At 67.8% G+C, this 16296-nt stretch carries 16 protein-coding genes; 8 read left to right on the top strand and 8 right to left on the bottom strand.

The annotated features are described in order from the left end of the window. Positions 1–168 precede the first annotated feature (168 nt). On the top strand, positions 169–612 hold the full coding sequence (locus tag FAZ79_RS08705; protein ID WP_136867586.1) for a nucleoside deaminase: 444 nt from the start codon (positions 169–171) through the stop codon (positions 610–612). Positions 613–708: 96 nt separating this feature from the next. Here FAZ79_RS08705 and FAZ79_RS08700 read toward each other — a convergent pair whose 3' ends face one another. After that, on the bottom strand, positions 709–1251 hold the full coding sequence (locus tag FAZ79_RS08700) for a TIGR00645 family protein (protein WP_136867585.1): 543 nt from the start codon (positions 1249–1251) through the stop codon (positions 709–711). 77 nt (positions 1252–1328) lie between these two features. Next, positions 1329–2339, bottom strand: a complete 1011-nt coding sequence (locus tag FAZ79_RS08695; protein ID WP_136867584.1) for a complex I NDUFA9 subunit family protein — start codon at positions 2337–2339, stop codon at positions 1329–1331. Between the two features lie 105 nt (positions 2340–2444). On the opposite strand from FAZ79_RS08695, the gene hemG reads away from it, so the two are divergent. Beyond that, positions 2445–3866, top strand: a complete 1422-nt coding sequence (gene hemG / locus FAZ79_RS08690) for a protoporphyrinogen oxidase (protein WP_136867583.1) — start codon at positions 2445–2447, stop codon at positions 3864–3866. A gap of 15 nt (positions 3867–3881) precedes the next feature. On the opposite strand, the gene FAZ79_RS08685 is transcribed toward hemG, so the two are convergent. Next, positions 3882–4379, bottom strand: a complete 498-nt coding sequence (locus FAZ79_RS08685) for an FxsA family protein (RefSeq protein ID WP_136867582.1) — start codon at positions 4377–4379, stop codon at positions 3882–3884. 299 nt (positions 4380–4678) lie between these two features. Between FAZ79_RS08685 and cutA the strand changes: the two genes are divergently transcribed. The 6 genes from cutA to prmA all read left to right on the top strand — a co-directional run bounded on the left by cutA (position 4679) and on the right by prmA (position 10958). Continuing rightward, positions 4679–5014, top strand: a complete 336-nt coding sequence (gene cutA / locus FAZ79_RS08680) for a divalent-cation tolerance protein CutA (RefSeq protein ID WP_136867581.1) — start codon at positions 4679–4681, stop codon at positions 5012–5014. After that, positions 4993–7356 carry a protein-disulfide reductase DsbD gene (dsbD, locus tag FAZ79_RS08675; RefSeq protein ID WP_136867580.1) on the top strand — a complete coding sequence of 788 codons (2364 nt, stop codon included), beginning with the start codon at positions 4993–4995 and terminating at the stop codon, positions 7354–7356. The genes cutA and dsbD overlap by 22 nt, the downstream gene beginning before the upstream one ends. Positions 7357–7558: 202 nt before the next feature. Further along, positions 7559–8008, top strand: coding sequence for a type II 3-dehydroquinate dehydratase (gene aroQ, locus FAZ79_RS08670; RefSeq protein WP_136867579.1), 450 nt, complete (start codon positions 7559–7561; stop codon positions 8006–8008). A 29-nt stretch (positions 8009–8037) separates the two neighbouring features. Beyond that, positions 8038–8490 carry an acetyl-CoA carboxylase biotin carboxyl carrier protein gene (gene accB, locus FAZ79_RS08665; RefSeq protein ID WP_136867578.1) on the top strand — a complete coding sequence of 151 codons (453 nt, stop codon included), beginning with the start codon at positions 8038–8040 and terminating at the stop codon, positions 8488–8490. Positions 8491–8548: 58 nt separating this feature from the next. Continuing rightward, positions 8549–9892 (top strand): acetyl-CoA carboxylase biotin carboxylase subunit, encoded by a 1344-nt coding sequence (gene accC / locus FAZ79_RS08660; protein WP_136867577.1) that lies wholly within the window; start codon positions 8549–8551, stop codon positions 9890–9892. Positions 9893–10058: 166 nt separating this feature from the next. Continuing rightward, on the top strand, positions 10059–10958 hold the full coding sequence (prmA, locus tag FAZ79_RS08655) for a 50S ribosomal protein L11 methyltransferase (RefSeq protein ID WP_136867576.1): 900 nt from the start codon (positions 10059–10061) through the stop codon (positions 10956–10958). Positions 10959–11000: 42 nt separating this feature from the next. Here the strand turns inward: prmA and FAZ79_RS08650 are convergent, their stop codons facing one another. From FAZ79_RS08650 to FAZ79_RS11490, 5 genes are all read right to left on the bottom strand, one after another. Next, a complete protein-coding gene (locus FAZ79_RS08650; protein WP_136867575.1) occupies positions 11001–11858 on the bottom strand; it encodes a potassium channel family protein in 858 nt (285 codons plus the stop codon). 4 nt (positions 11859–11862) lie between these two features. Further along, positions 11863–13062: an FAD-dependent oxidoreductase gene (locus FAZ79_RS08645; RefSeq protein WP_136867574.1), complete on the bottom strand. Its 1200-nt coding sequence runs from the start codon at positions 13060–13062 to the stop codon at positions 11863–11865. Further along, entirely contained in the window at positions 13062–14285 is a 1224-nt protein-coding gene (locus tag FAZ79_RS08640) for an FAD-dependent monooxygenase (protein WP_136867573.1), read from the bottom strand. The genes FAZ79_RS08645 and FAZ79_RS08640 overlap by 1 nt, the downstream gene beginning before the upstream one ends. Positions 14286–14317: 32 nt before the next feature. Beyond that, the gene (locus FAZ79_RS08635; protein ID WP_136867572.1) at positions 14318–15670 is read right to left on the bottom strand and encodes an aminopeptidase P N-terminal domain-containing protein; all 1353 of its coding nucleotides are present in this window, start codon (positions 15668–15670) and stop codon (positions 14318–14320) included. A 74-nt stretch (positions 15671–15744) separates the two neighbouring features. Further along, complete coding sequence (locus tag FAZ79_RS11490; protein ID WP_169303652.1) at positions 15745–16293, bottom strand: UPF0149 family protein; 549 nt, start codon at positions 16291–16293, stop codon at positions 15745–15747. Positions 16294–16296 lie beyond the last annotated feature (3 nt).

Below are 16296 nucleotides of genomic sequence, written 5' to 3'. Positions count from 1 at the left end.
GACAGGCGCGGATTTCTCCATCGAGGCCCGGAGCACTGACGTGCCCCACGACGAGGCCGAATAGATTGACGCAACCTGATTATCCACCACCCCAACGGGGCTTGCGATCGGGGAGCAGGCCATAGATTGTATCGTGAAGGCGCCAGCTTTTCCGCGGAGGCACGAAGCATGAACCACGACCCGTTACTCGATGCGGCACTCGAGGAGGCACGTATCGGTCGCGACGAGGGCGGCATCCCCATCGGCGCGGTGCTGGTGCACGCCGGCGAGATCGTCGGGCGCGGCCACAACCGCCGCATACAGGACGGCAGTGTGATCCGGCACGGCGAGATGGACGCCCTGGAACGGGCCGGGCGCCGGTCGGCGGCCTTCTACCAAGCATGCACGCTCTACACGACGCTCTCGCCCTGCCCCATGTGCGCGGGCGCCATTCGGCTCTACGGGATACCGCGTGTGGTGATCGGCGAGAACCGGACCTTCCTCGGTGAGGAAGACTGGCTACGCGAGCACGGCGTGGAGGTGACGGTGGTGAACGATCCGCGCTGCATCGAGCTGATGCAGCGATTCATCGAGGCGCATCCGGCCCTCTGGAACGAGGACATCGGGGAGTGAGGGTGCCGACCCAGAGGCGCGCCCTGCCTCCACCCGAAAACAACAAACCCCGCCGCCGGCGGGGTTTTTCATGCGCGTCGTTGGGCATGAGGCTCGTCAGTGACCCTTGCCCTGCAGGCGATCCATCACGGCATAGAGCACACCGGAAATCACGAAGGTGAGGTGGATGCCCACCATCCAGGCCATGTCCCGGTCACTGAGGTTCTCGACGTTCATGAAGGATTTCAGCAACTCGATCCCCGAGATCGCGACAATCGAGCCGATCACCTTGATCTTGAGGTCGGTAAAGCCGATGTGACCCATCCATTCGGGGCGGTCGTGATGGCTGTGGAGGTCATCCATCTTGGAGACGAAGTTCTCGTAGCCCGAGAAGATGATGATGATCAGGAGGTTCATGATCAGGGCGACGTCGACCAGCGTCAGCACCCCGATGATGATCTCGGACTCCTCAAGCGTGAAGGCGTGGCTGCCCAGGTGCCAGAGTTCCGTGGCGAACTTGACCAACAGCAGCAGCATCGCCAACACCAGGCCCAGGTAGACGGGGGCCAGAATCCAGCGACTGCCAAACAGGAAGTGCTCGAAGTAATGCTCGGCGTTACTGGAGCGACGCGGGGTGGGGACTGGTTTTTCCGATTCCACAGCGGGACCTCGATCAGGGTTCAAACGGTAAAACGCCCCGAAAACCGGGGCGTGGTCGTGGCTATCCTACCATCGGCTCAGCCGCGGCGTGGCGTGCTCTTGCCGGGACCACCATTCCCCGGGGCAAGGTATCCCGGGGCAACGTCCTCGAGCCGGGTCGGTTCGCGCGGGCACTCCGGCGAGCAGGTGTTGTCCCGCTGCAGGGAGGCGAGGTTGTCGCGGCTGAACGGCTTGCCCGGCAGCCACTCCATCACGCGTGCCTGGATGCGCGACAACCACATCGGCAGGCCGACCACCCAACGCGGGTGGCCACTGGTTTTGGCCGCGTAGCGCACCAGTTCGCCGAGCGAATAGTCGTGCGGTCCACAGAGATCGTGGCGCGCACCGTGCGACTGGGGGTCGTTGATCGACTCGACGAAGCGGCGCACCACGTCGCCCACGTAGACGGGCGAGAAGCGTGCGCTCGCGCAGGCCAGCGGGAAGACGCCTGGCATCAGCCTGGCCAGGTCGGCAAAGCGGTTGAGGAACGAGTCGCCCGGCCCGAAGATCACCGAGGGGCGGAAGCTGGTGACCGCGATATCGTGCTTGCGACCGAAGCGATGCACCCAGTTCTCCGCCTTGCCCTTGCTGCGCTGGTAGTGACTGACGCCTTCGTCCTCGTCCGCCCCCAGCGCGCTCATGTGCAGATAACGTGGTACGCCGGCATCGGCGGCGGCACGCAGGGCGGCCTTGGTCAGCTTGATGTGCACTCGCTCGAAGCCCTTGCCGTTGTGGCGACGCTCGTTGAGGATGCCAACCAGGTTGACCAGCAGGTCCGCGCCCTCGAGCAGCTCCGCCAGTTCCGGGGCACCGCGATGCGTGGCCAGATCCGAGCGCGCCGGGGAATTCATGTCGACCAGCACCACGCTCGGCCAGAGGCCCATGTCGCGGTGGCGAGCGGCAAAGCGGCTCGGCACCACCACCTCCCAGCCCCGCCGGGAGAGTTCCCTCACCAGGTGCCGGCCCACGAAACCGGTCCCGCCCAGTACCACGGCCCGGGGCAAGCCCTCGGGCTCATTGCTGCCGCCAACGGCGTGCGATTCGTCCATAACGTCCCTGACAGTGCATCTGCCGAAATTGATCGAACCGGTAGAGTACACTCGAGCCCCCGGACAGACATAGCAGCAACGACGACGGCCATGCCACGGAACGCCATGACAGCAAGCGATCACGACAACCCCGCGTCCACGCAATCGACCGACACGCTGATCATCGGCGCGGGCGCCAGCGGGCTGGCCGCCGGCTGGGCACTGGCGCGGGCCGGCCAGCGGGTCACCGTGCTCGAGGCGGGCGACACGCCGGGCGGCAACATCCAGAGCCGCCGCGACGAGGAGTGGCAGGTCGAGATCGGGCCCAACACCCTGATGGTCAAGCCGCCGCTCTATCACCTGCTCGAGGCGCTCGACCTGACCGAGGAGGCGATCTTCGCCGGCGAGGCGGGCAAGAAGCGCTACATCGCCAAGGGCAAGCGGATGTTCGCCCTGCCCACCCATCCGCTCAAGGCCCCGTTCAACCCACTGCTCGGCCCGCGCAGCCTCGGCCGGATACTGCGCGAACCCTGGGTGCGCCGCGGGTCGGGCGAGGAGACGCTGGCCCAGTTCGTCGAGCGCCGGCTGGGGCGGCACATCCTCGACTACCTGGTCGACCCGTTCGTCTCCGGGGTCTACGCCGGTGACCCGGCCCGGCTCTCCGTGCAGGCCGCCATGCCGAGACTCGCCGCCCTGGAACAGGAGCACGGCTCGCTGATCCGTGGCGGGTTCGCGGCGATGAAACGGGCAAAACGGGAGCGCCGCGCGGGCAAGGAGGCGATGCCGCGCGAGTGGCGCGGCAAGCTGATCAGTTTCCCCGGCGGCATCCAGACGCTCACCGACCGGCTCGCCGCCGGGATCGACGCGACCGATGGCAGCACGATCGCCTGCGGGCGCCGCGTGGAAAGCCTGCGGTCGGTCGCCGGCGGCTGGCGCGCAGTCGACCAGGACGGCACCACCTGGCAGGCCCGCCATCTGGTGCTGGCGACCCCGGCACACGTCAGCGCCGATCTCCTGCGCCCGCTGGACCCCATGCTCGCCGAGCCGCTCGACGAGATCGTCTACCCGCCGGTCGCCTCGGTGGCCCTGGGCTTCCCCTCGGGCGTGCTCGCCCACCCGCTCGACGGCTTCGGCGTGCTGATCCCGCGCCGCGAAGGCCGGCGCACGCTGGGCGCGCTGTTCTCATCGACACTGTTTCCGAACCGCGCACCGCACGGCCACAAGCTGATCACCGCCTTCATCGGCGGGCGTCAGGACCCGGAGGCATTGGAGATGAGCGACACCGAACTGGTCCGCCAGGTCGGCAAGGATCTGGGCGACCTGCTCGGCATCGAGGGGCAACCGGTCTGGCAGCGCGTCAGCCGCTGGGAGCGGGCTATCCCGCAGTACGAACTGGGTCACCTGGCCCGGATCGAACGCCTCGACCAGGCACTCGAACAGCACCCCGGCCTGTCGCTGATCGGCAATTGGCGCGGGGGCATCGCGGTGGGCGATTGCCTGGAAAACGGCCAGGCGCTGGCCAGGCGAATCCTCGACGGCGAAGACTGACCGGGCGAAGGGTCGTTACCGATCGCGGTCCCGGTCGAGGCGGTGCGGGTCGCGCGGCTCGTTCCGCTGAATATCGTCCGGATCGGCATCGTAGACATTGCCGTCGGGGCCGAACGGCCCCTGTGGTCCGGTGCCAAACCCACCACGCTCGACCACCACCTGCTGCAACCGTCCGGCGAGCCAGGCACCGAAGGCCAGGCGGCGCAGGAACGGGGTGACCAGCACCAGTCCCAACAGGTCGGTCAACGGCCCCGGCAGCAGCAGCATCAAGCCGCCGAGGAAATTGGCGGCCACGCCCAGCCCGTCGATCTGCCCGCGCCCGGTGGCGTCGACCTCACGCTGCGCCCGCGCCATGGCACTGGGTCCGGCGGTACGCATCAGCCACGCCCCCCACACGCCGGTGGCGACAATCCACAGCAGCGTGACGAGAAACCCCATGGCCGCCCCCATCGCGATCAGGAGCACCAGCTCCACGAGGGGCAGAAAGAGGATGAATCCGGACAGTTTTCGCATGACGTCTCAGGGGTAGAGTGGATTTGTTTGCCGTCTATCGATTGTGGCGCTAGGCTTCGGTTTCGGCACGCGCGTGGCTCTGCCGCGACGAATACACGGTCGAGCCGGCGCGTCGGCGATGCCCACCAGATCCCGTTACCGCCGAGGTTTCGGGTGTCGGCAGGGCGTCGTCGGTCCGAGCCGCGCGCCCTCGGCCCGAGAGCCGGCGCGTTCGAGCGGAACTTGACGCCCTAGCACGGGACCAACGGCGGGCCGCTCGACAAGGACAAGCGACCAAACCAGCCAACGCACAGACAGTAATGACGATCGAGCAAAGCACAATAGCACTGGTCATCACGACTCTCGACGACCCCAAGGCGGCCGACGAATTCAGCGCCCGCCTGCTCGCCGACGGGCTGATCGCCTGTGTCAACGTCGTCGGTCCGGTCCGCTCGGCCTACCACTGGGAAGGCGAGCTGTGCCGGGACGAGGAATACCAGCTTCACATGAAGACCAGCCTCGAGCGGATCGACGCCCTCAAGGACGCGATCGAGCACTATCACCCTTACGACTGCCCCGAGGTGGTCATCCTGCCGGCCGAAAGCAGCCAGTCTTACTCCGAATGGGTTCAGCAATGCGTTCAAATCACTCCGTGACCGCGCCCTGGGTGCGAATCGCCACCTTCCTGCTTGCCGCCGTCGCGCTTGCCTGGCAGCCGGCCGCGACCGCCCAGCCCGAACTGCTGGGCCCCGAGGAGGCCTTCGGTGTCGAGGCCAGCCATGACGACGGCGAGCTCAAGCTCGACTTCCGCGTCGTGGAGGGCTACCACCTCTACCAGGACAAGCTCTCGATCCGTGGCGACGACTCGGTCGAACTCGGCGAGCCGCAACTGCCCGAGGCGGTGATCGACGACGATCCGGTCTTCGGCGAGACGCCGGTCTACAAGGAAGACTTTACCGCGCGGGTGCCGATCGACTCGGCGCCGGGCGGCGAGGCGACCATCACGGTCGAGTACCAGGGCTGCTCGGATATCCACGGCGTCTGCTACCCGCCGGAAACCCACGAGCTCTCGGTCGACCTGCCCCGAATCGGTGCCGACATGGCCGCGGAGCAGGCTCCCGCCTCCGGCGCGGACTCCCGCGACGGCGGCATCAGCCTCGGCGGCTTCGGGGGATCGAGCAACGAGCCGATGGACCCCGAAGAGGCCTTCGTGCCCGAGGTTATCGTCGACGGCGAGAGCGTCTTCGTGCGCTTCGACGTCGCCCCCGAGTACTACCTGTACCGCGATCGCACCAAGGCGGCCGTGGCGGGCGACGCCTCCATCCGCGCCGCCCACATCGGCGAGGGCGAGCGCAAGGACGACCCCAACTTCGGCACCGTCTGGGTCTTCCACGACCAACTGGAAACCGAGCTGGCCATCGACGCCGACTCGCCCTACACCCTGGTGATCGGCTACCAGGGCTGCGCCGACATGGGCCTGTGCTACCCGCCGATGGAGAAGGCCTGGCGGATCGATCCGGCCGCGGGCGAGGCCGAGCGCCTCGACGAGGTACCGGATGACGCGGGCGAGCTGACCCCGCTCGAGGACATGCCGGCACTGGGCGATGAGCGCGGCGAGGCACCGGCCGGCACCGAGACGTCCGGCGGCACGTCGGCCGACACCGCCACCGAGGCCGCCACGCCGGCGGGCTCGGAGACCGACATGATCACCCAGCGCCTGATCGAGGGCACGCCCTGGGCGATCGTGCTCGGCTTTTTGATCTTCGGTCTGTTGCTGGCCTTCACGCCCTGTGTCTTCCCGATGATCCCGATCCTGTCCGGCATCATCGCCGGCCAGGGCGAGCACATCACCACGCGCAAGGCCTTCGTGCTCTCGCTGGTCTACGTGCTGGCGATGGCCGTCACCTACACGGTGGCCGGCGTGCTGGCCGGGCTGTTCGGCGCCAACCTGCAGGCGGCCTTCCAGGACCCCTGGGTCCTCTCCGTGTTCGCCGCGATCTTCGTGGCGCTCGCCTTCTCGATGTTCGGCTTCTTCGAGCTGCAGCTGCCCTCCTCGATCCAGTCACGCATCATGCAGGCGCAGAACCGCCAGCAGGGCGGCACGCTCACCGGCGTCGCCGTGATGGGCTTCCTCTCGGCCCTGATCGTCGGCCCCTGCATGGCGCCGCCGCTGGCCGGCGCGCTGATCTACATCGGTCAGACCGGTGACGCCGTGATCGGCGGCATGGCGCTGTTCGCACTGTCGATCGGCATGGGGCTGCCGCTGATCCTGGTCGGCACGCTGGGCGGCAAGTACCTGCCCAAGGCCGGCGGCTGGATGGATGCGGTCAAGGCCGTGTTCGGCGTGCTGCTGCTGGGCGTGGCGATCTGGATGCTCGAGCGCTTCCTGCCGGCGGCCGTCACCCAGCTGATGTGGGCCGTGCTGCTGATCGCCTCGGCGGTCTACATGGGCGCGACCGAGTCGCTGCGTGAAGCCGCTTCGGGCTGGCTGCGCCTGTGGAAGTCGCTCGGCCTAGTGCTGCTGTTGTGGGGCGCGCTGATGCTGATCGGCATCGCCGCCGGCGCCAAGGGCACGCCGTTCGCCCCGCTGTCCGGCATCTCGCTGGGCGGCGGTGGCGGCGAGGTCGCCGAGCTCGAGTTCCGCTTGGTCGACAACGAGGCCGAACTCGACGAGGCACTCGAACAGGCGAAGAACGCCGGCCAGCCGGTGATGCTCGACTTCTACGCCGACTGGTGCACCTCCTGCAAGGAAATGGAGCACAACACCTTCAGCGATCCGCGCGTGATCGAGGCCCTGAGCGGCTTTCTGGTGTTGCAGGCCGACGTGACCGCCAACAACGCCGATCACAAGGCCCTGCTCAAGCGCTTCGACCTGTACGGCCCGCCGGGCATCATCTTCTGGGATGCCGAGGGCGAGCGGGTGCGCCAGCACTGGGTGGTCGGCTACCAGCCGCCCGACGAGTTCCTCGGCCACGTCACGGCCGTCTCGAACCGCTGACCGCTCTCGAGCCCCGCCTTTCGCGGGGCTCTTTACTTATCCGGGCTATAACTTCGTGAAAAATCCGCCAATGGGTGGCGATTGACAAAAAACCGCCACCGAACGCGTGACTTCGCCACCCCCAACCGGCACAATGCGGGGCAAGCATTCACCGACCCGGCGGGGACGCGGTCATTCCGCCCGTCGACGAGAGCGAGTCTCCATGAAACGGATCCTGGTACTCAACGGCCCCAACCTCAATCGGCTCGGCACCCGCGAGCCCGAGCGCTACGGGTGCCTGACGCTGGCCGACATCGGCCAGCGCCTCGACCGGGCCGCCGACGGACAGGGCGCGGCGCTGGAGCACTTCCAGAGCAACCACGAGGGCGAGGCTATCGACCGGCTGCACCGCGCGGCCGATGAGGGCATCGACGGGGTGCTGATCAACCCCGGCGCCTGGACCCACACCAGCGTGGCGCTACGCGATGCCCTGCTCGCCATCGACCGACCGTTTGTCGAGATTCACCTCTCCAACATTCACGCCCGCGAGTCGTTCCGACAGCACTCCTATTTCTCGGATGTCGCCGTCGGCAGCATCGTCGGGCTGGGGGCGCTGGGCTACGAACTGGCCCTTACCGCCCTGATCGCTCATCTGGACGCACCGTCCGCCTGATTCGAACGCACAACGCAAGAGAACCCGTCATGGATATCCGCAAGGTCAAGAAGCTGATCGAACTGCTCGAAGAGTCGGGCGTCGCCGAGATCGAGATCAAGGAAGGCGAGGAGTCGGTACGCATCTCGCGCCACTCCCAGCAGCCGGCCGTGATGCACGCCGCCGCCCCGGCACCCGCCCCCCAGGCACAGGCGCCCGCCCCGGCGCCGTCCGGCGAGCCGGCCGCCAGCGAGGCCCCGGAGGCCAGCGGCAAGACCATCAACTCGCCGATGGTCGGCACCTTCTACCGTGCCTCCTCGCCGGATGCCAGCCCGTTCGTCGAGGTGGGCACCAGCGTGAAGAAGGGCGACACCATCTGCATCATCGAGGCGATGAAGATGTTCAACCAGATCGAGGCCGAGGTCGACGGCACGATCAAGTCGATCCTGGTGGAAAATGGCCAGCCGGTGGAATACGACCAGCCGCTGTTCGTGATCGAGTAAGGCCCCGCCTGCCCGACCCGTATCCAGCCGCTTTCGTCTTCCCAGGAGTTTTTCCCAGATGTTGAACAAGGTCCTGATCGCCAACCGCGGCGAGATCGCACTGCGCATCCTGCGCGCCTGCCGCGAGCTCGACATCGGCACGGTGGCCGTCCATTCCACCGCCGACCGTGATCTCAAGCACGTCCGCCTCGCCGACGAGTCGGTCTGCATCGGTGGCGCCCGCTCCAACGAGTCCTACCTCAATGTGCCGGCCCTGATCGCCGCCGCCGAACTGACCGACTCCTCGGCCATCCATCCCGGCTACGGCTTTCTCTCCGAGAACGCCGACTTCGCCGAGCGGGTCGAGGAATCCGGCTTCATCTTCATCGGCCCGACCGCCGAGTCCATCCGCATGATGGGTGACAAGGTCACCGCCAAGGAGACCATGCGCGCCGCCGGTGTGCCCTGCGTGCCCGGCTCGGAAGGCGCGCTGACCGACGACCCGGACGAGAACCATCGGCTGGCACGCGAAATCGGCTACCCGGTCATCATCAAGGCCGCCGGTGGCGGTGGCGGGCGCGGCATGCGCGTCGTGCACACCGAGGCGCACCTGCACCACGCCATCGAGATGACCAAGAGCGAAGCGGGGGCGGCCTTCGGCAACCCCGAGGTCTACATGGAGAAGTTCCTCGAGCACCCGCGCCACATCGAGGTCCAGATGCTCTCCGACGGTCAGGGCAACGCCATCCACCTGGGCGAGCGCGACTGCTCGATGCAGCGCCGCCACCAGAAGGTGATCGAGGAGGCCCCGGCCCCGGGCATCACCGCCGAGCAGCGCGCCCGGATCGGCGCGGTCTGCGTCGAGGCCTGCAAGCGCATGAACTACCGCGGTGCCGGCACCTTCGAGTTCCTGTACGAGAACGGCGAGTTCTACTTCATCGAGATGAACACCCGCCTGCAGGTCGAGCACCCGGTCACCGAGATGATCACGGGCATCGATCTCGTCAAGGAGCAACTGGCGATCGCCGCGGGCATGCCGCTGCAGCTGACCCAGGACGACGTCGAATTTCGCGGGCACGCCGTCGAGTGCCGTATCAATGCCGAGGACCCGGCCACCTTCGCGCCCAGCCCCGGCAAGATCACCAACCTGCATTTCCCGGGCGGCCTGGGCGTGCGAGTCGACTCGCACATCTACAACGGCTACTCGGTGCCGCCGTTCTACGACTCGATGATCGGCAAGCTGATCACCCATGCCGGTGATCGCGAGGCGGCCATCCGTCGCATGCACGGCGCGCTCGAGGAAATGCTGGTCGACGGCATCAAGACGAACATCCCGCTGCACCGCGAGCTGATGATGGACGCGAACTTCATTGCCGGCGGCATGGACATCCACTTCCTGCACAAACGGCTTGGCATCTCCTAAGGACATCTCGAAAAAACGTCGCGAGTCGCCCGAGTGCAAGGAACCGCTGGCTTACGCCTGCTACGCATCCAGCGAGCGACGAGACATATCAAGCAGATAGGTGGGGAGTGAGCGAGCACGTGACGCAGCAATCGGGTGACGCAGCAGTTTTTTCGAGGTGTCCCTAATGGCCGACGAGTGGCAGCACCTGTGGTTGGAGGTGCCGCGCGACGACGTCGAGGCGGTCGAGGATGCCCTGCTGGCTGCCGGCGCGCTGTCGGTCACCCTGGAAGAGCTCGGTGACGAGCCGGTGCTCGAACCGCAGCCGGGCGAAGCACCGCTGTGGGCCGAGACCCGCGTGGTCGGGCTGTTCGAGGGCAGCGTTTCGCCGGCGCACATCGTCGGCACCCTGCACGGGCTGCTGCGCCCCGCCCTGCTCGACCGGCTGGGCCACTCGGTGTTCGACGAGGACGACTGGGTGCGCCGCACGCAGGCGGACTTCTCGGCCATGCCGATCGGCGAGCGGCTGGTGATCGAGCCGGCCTGGGAAGAGAGCACGGGCGCGGGCGACCGCCTGCCGATTCGCCTCGACCCGGGCTTGGCCTTCGGCACGGGCAAGCACGAGACCACGCGCCTGTGCCTGGAATGGCTGGAATCGCAGGAGATTGCCGGGCAGCACTGGCTGGATGCCGGCTGCGGCTCGGGGATTCTGGCGATTGCCGCGCTGCGCCTCGGTGCGGGCCAGGTCGACGGCACCGACATCGACCCGCAGGCGCTCACCGCCAGCCGCGGCAACGCCGAGCTCAACGACATCGAGCCGGCGCGCTTCTCGCTCTATCTCGCCCAGGACTACCCCGCCGACCGGCAGGTGGATGGGCTGCTGGCGAACATCCTCGCCCCGACCCTGATCGAACTCGCCCCGATGCTGAGCCGGCACCTGAAGCCGGGCGCCCGCTTTGCGCTCTCCGGCATCCTCACGCACCAGGCCGATGCCGTGGCCGCGGCCTGGACGGCGGCCGGCAACGAGGTCACCACCTTCCGCGAGCTGGGCGACTGGGCGCTGGTGGCAGGGCACCGCCCGGCCTGAGCCCAGGCCACGCGGACCGGCCGCCCTCCGACCGGTCGCGCGCTATTTCCCGTCGCCCCGTTGACCCTCGCTCGGCCGATCGTGCCGCATGTCCTCGAGCAGGGACTCGATCCGCTCGAGCCGCTCGATCATGTGGCGATCGACCTGTTCGTCTTCCTCGGCGTTCGCCTCCATGCGCAGGCCCACGAGGAAGGCGGCGATCGAGGCGCTGATCAGGCTCATCCAGATCACCGCGATGGCGACGAACCCGAGCCCGATCATCCGACCGGTATCGCTCACCGGCACGTAGTCGCCGTAGCCGACCGTCGCCAGCGTCACCAGCGTCCACCAGACCCCGTCACTGAACTCGGGAAAGGTCTCCGGCTCGACCATGGGCATCAGCGCCCCGCCCAGCACGATCAGGAAGGCGGTCATCAGGCTGATGGCGAAAAAAACGTGCCGGCCAAGCTCGCGGAAGTAGCGTCGCCCCAGGCGCAGGGCGGTGATCACGACCAGCAGCCCGCGCAACAGGCGCAGACCGAGCAACAGCTCGACCGCCTCGAACAGGATCAGGGGCAGGCCGAGCAGCACCACCGCCACCATCAGCCAGTTGGTCTTCAGATAGAAGCCGCGGTCATGAACGGTGGAGAGCAGGATCAACTGCTCGACGAGAAAGAATCCCCAGATCAGCTGGTCGATCCAGAACCCGTCGGTCGGGTCCATGCGCCCGGTGTGCACCAGGTACCACTGGAACGGGATCCAGAAGGTGATCAGCAGCAGCGGCATCTCCAGCCGCGCCCCCCAGCGGCGTGCGGTCTGGCGCTCGAAATCCGCCACGCCGGCAATCCCGAGCAGACGCGTCAGCGCCAGCCCCCAATGGATGAGGGCCCGGGCGCTGCGCTTCTCGAGGCTTTCCCTCACCGCGTCACGACCCCAGTCGGCTGCCGCCGGCCATCCGCGTCATCCAGCGGCGCAGCGGCGGCACGCCGGCGACCAGCTGGGTCGCGGCCGTGCGCGTGGCGACCGTCAATGGATCGACGCGGCGGTAACCCCAGTCGAATCCATCCATCAATGACTGGACCAGCTGGTTGTCCGCGCGTCGACGACGCTCGTAGGCGCGCGCCAGCCGCGCGTCGCCGAGACCGCGATCGCCCATCTCCCGCACGATGTCGGCCAAGGCCTCGACGTCAGCAAAACCGAGGTTCGCCCCCTGCCCGGCCAACGGGTGGATCGAGTGCGCGGCGTCACCGACCAGCAGCACCCGATCGGCCCAGTAGCGATGCGCGTGCATCCGCCGGATGGGGAACCAGGCCTGGCCTGCCACCCGGGTGATCTCGCCGAGCTCGTCGGGAAACGCGGCCATCGCCGCCTCGCCCAGGGCCTCGGGCGAGAGCGCATGTCGGGCTCGAATCCGTTCGGGGGCGTCGTACCAGACCAGCGAGCCGCGGTGGCCGGCCAGCGGCAGGAAGGCCTGCGGGCCGTCGGGGGTGAATCGCTGCCAGGTGATGTCCTGCTGCGGGTAAGCGGTCTCGACCGAGAGGATCTGGGCGGCGACCGGGTAATCGCGACTGGCCGCACCGATGCCCGCGGCCTCGCGTACCCACGAACGCTGTCCGTCGGCACCAATGACCAGATCGGCGCGCAGCTCGCGGCCGTCGGCGAGCGTCAGGGTGACGTCCCGATCACCCACCTCGAGACGCTGGGGCTGGCTGCCCGTGAAACACTCGACGTTGTCGAACTCGCGCAGCTGTTTCCACAATGCCAGCTGAACGCGCCGGTTCTCGACGATATAACCCAGGTAGGGTCGCCCCACCTCGGCGGCATCGAAGGTCAGGTCACCCGGCCCGGCGGTGTCGAAGACACGCATGCGCCGATAGAGCGCGGCCCGCTCGGCGCGGATGCCCGGCCAGGCGCCCAGCCGGTCGAGCAGCGCGATGCTAGCCGGGGCCAGCGCCGAGACACGCAAATCGAAGGGATCATCGCCACCCAGCGGGGCCGGCGGCTCGCGTTCGATCAGGGCGACCTCGAGGTCCTCCTGCGCCAGCGCCACGACCGTGGCGGCACCGACCATGCCGCCGCCGACCACGATCACGTCCGCGTGGTGTCGACTTGTGCTCGAGGCCATCAGGCGATCCCCCGCGTGGCCCGCACCAGGCGGTTCTTCAGCGGCAGCAGGCCGTCGAAGAACGACAGGGTCCCGCCACGCAGGTGACCGAGACCGGGCAGGTCGAGCGAGAAGCCGCGCACCAGCCCGTCGGTCAGGCCGATGGTGCGTCGGTAGTCGGCCGCGCGCAGCGAGCGGTAGCGCTCGAGCCGCGCCGGATCACCCGGGTCGACCGACGCACCGCGGTCGGCACGCAACACCCGGGCAAGATCGCGGATGTCACGCAGGCAGAGATTGAAACCCTGACCGGCGACCGGATGCAGGGCATGAGCGGCATTGCCCAGCACCACCAGCCGATCGGCGACCGGCTCTTTCGCGGTCACCAGGGTCAGCGGATACTGCCCACGCGGCGTGAGTGCCGAAAAGCCACCCAGCCGGTGACCGAAGGTCTCATCCACCGCCTCGGCGAAGGCCGCGTCATCCAGTGTGGCGAGTCGCTCGGCCTCGGCGCGACGCGCCACCCAGACCAGCGATACTCGCCCCTCGGCGGCCGGGAGCACCGCCAGCGGGCCGCCGGTGGTGAAACACTCGAACGCCACCCCGCCGTGCGGGCGTGCCGGCATGGCCGTGGCCACCGTGGCCACCTGATCGTATTCGCGACGCGTGACGGCCATGTCCGCCTGTTCGCGCACCGCCGATTCCGCGCCGTCCGCCGCCACGATCAGACGTACGCGCCGGGTGAGCGTGCCCTCATCGTCGTGGTGGATCTCGACGTTCACACCCTCGGCATCGCCGTCATGGCTCTCGTAGCGTGCCGGTCGGTGATACCGGATACGGCCCTCGCCCGTCGGCGGCTCGGCCAGCAGGGATTCGAGCCGTTCGCCCAGCGCCCGGTTGGGCATGACGTAGCCCAGCGCCTCGACGCCGGCCGATCGGGCGGTGATCCGGGTCAGGCCGAAGTGACCGCGATCGAACACCCGCACCTCGCGAATACGTTCGGCGGCCGCCGCCAGCGGCGCATCGACCAGTCCGAGTGTATCGAGATACTGCCAGCCGGCATCGGCCACCGCGGTCAGGCGGCGATCGAAGCTGGCCGACTCGTCGGGACGGCGCGGCTCGATCACCTCGACCGACCAGCCATCGGCGGCCAAGGCACGCGCCAGCACGCCACCCACCATCCCGCCCCCGACGATCATCACGTCGGTGTCGAATGCCTCGTCGCGCATCGCCGCATTGCGTGTCATGGTCCGGTCCACTCCAGGGGTTGTTCCAGGATCTACTCGAGCGGCTCGCTGACCGGGTCACGGCGCCCGGCGAACAGGGCCTCGATCGCGTCGATTTCCTTGGGCACCCCGCGGGTGAGTACGTCGTGCCCATCCTCGGTGACCAGCACGTCATCCTCGATGCGAATGCCGATGCCGCGGTATTCCTCGGGCGCGTCCGACTGCGGATCGATGTAGAGGCCGGGCTCGACGGTCATCACCATGCCCGGCTCGAGCTCACGCCAGTCACCATCGACTCGATAGCCGCCCACGTCATGGACGTCCGACCCCAGCCAGTGGCCGGTGCGGTGCATGAAGTAGCTCCGGTAGCGCCCGGCCTCGATCGCCTCGTCAACCGGCCCCTCGATCAACCCCAGCTCGATCAGCCCGTCCGTGATCACACGCACGGCGGCCTGATGCGGGGCATCGAAGGACACCCCGGGGGCAATCGCCTCGATCGCGGCCAGTTGGGCGTCGAGCACCAGTTGATAGAGCGCGCGCTGCGGCTTGCTGAACGTGCCGCTGACCGGCCAGGTGCGGGTGATGTCACCGGCGTAGTAGTCGACCTCCGCGCCGGCATCGATCAGCACCAGATCGCCGTCCTTGAGCTCGGCGACGTTGGCACGATAATGCAGCACGCAGGCATTGGCGCCGCCGGCAACGATCGGGGCAAACGACGGCTCACCGTGCGCGCTGGCAAAGACCTTCTGCAGGATCGCGGCGATCTCGAACTCGAACAGACCGGCATGCACGCCGCGCGCGGCGGCCAGGTGCGCCTCGACCGACACGGCGCACGCCCGACGCAGCCGATCGATCTCCTGCGCCGACTTGATCAGGCGCTGCTCGTGGATCGGGCCGGCAACATCCTTGATCGTTTCCGGCGGCTGGACACCCGCGCGTGCGCCGCGGCGCAGTTCGTCGAACCAGCCCAGGGCATTCAGCACCCAGTCGTGCTGATCGAACGGCAGATAGCACTTGTTGTAGCCCTTGAGCAGTTCGGGCAGCCGCTCGTCGATCTCGTCGATGGCGAAGGCCTGATCGACCCCCAGAGCCGCCGGGGCCCGCTCCGTGCCCAGTTGCGGCCCCTCCCAGCGCTCGCGTTCCGGATCGCGCGGGTGGACGAAGGCGATCACCTCCCCCTCCGGACGCTTGGGACAGATCAGCAACAGGGCATCCGGTTCGGCCAGGCCGGTGAGGTAGTAGAAGTCGCTCGACTGGCGGAAGGGCCAGGGGTTGTCGTGGTTGCGCTGTTGTTCCACGGCCGCCGGCACGATGGCGGCACTGCGCTTGCCGATGGCCTTGATCAGGCGCTTGCGGCGGCGCTGGTATTCACGGCGCTCGGTCGGAGAAGGGCCGATCAATTGCATCTCGTCGCTCGTGGTCTGAATCGATGTGTTCAAGGAAGGCCGGCAGGAATGTTCCTGCAGCCCTTGCTCAAGGGTTACTGCAGGCGCTGCGAGCCGGCCGTCTCGGGGATCGGCGGGTGCAACTGCAGGTACATCACCAGCAGCGCGGAGCTGAGATACTCCTCGATCTGGTGGATATCGAAGGCATCGTCCTCGGTCTTGACCGACTCGGGGTCAAGCTGGGCGATATCGCCCAGATCGTCGAACACCTCACGGGCATCGTCCCCGAGCGCTCGGCGGGCGGGGCCATTCTCGATCGCGTAGCCGTAGAGCACGCCCTGGGCGAAATCGATCAGCCCTTCCACCTGCGTCTTGAGGCTCGTCTCCTCATCGGGCAGCACCAGATCGAGGCCGAGATTGTCGGCCGTGGTGACCTGCTCGACCAGACGCTGGTAGAGCTCGGAAAGCGCCGTTGGCGGCGCCTGCGGCGGCTGATCTTCCTCGACCAGCTCGGCCAGCCAGCGCGACTCCTCGGCGGGGCCGCCACCGATCCACATGCCGATCAGGACCCCGTGTGCCTCGGCCGGATTGGCCAGCGCACCGATCGAGTCGAGGGCTTGCTGAAATCGTTGATATTCGGTCATTGC

It is taken from the genome of Guyparkeria sp. SB14A (assembly GCF_005096345.1).
GTDB lineage: Bacteria > Pseudomonadota > Gammaproteobacteria > Halothiobacillales > Halothiobacillaceae > Guyparkeria > Guyparkeria hydrothermalis.
The sequence above is the reverse complement of the archived record's forward strand: the minus strand, read 5'-3'. Positions and strand labels throughout refer to the sequence as shown.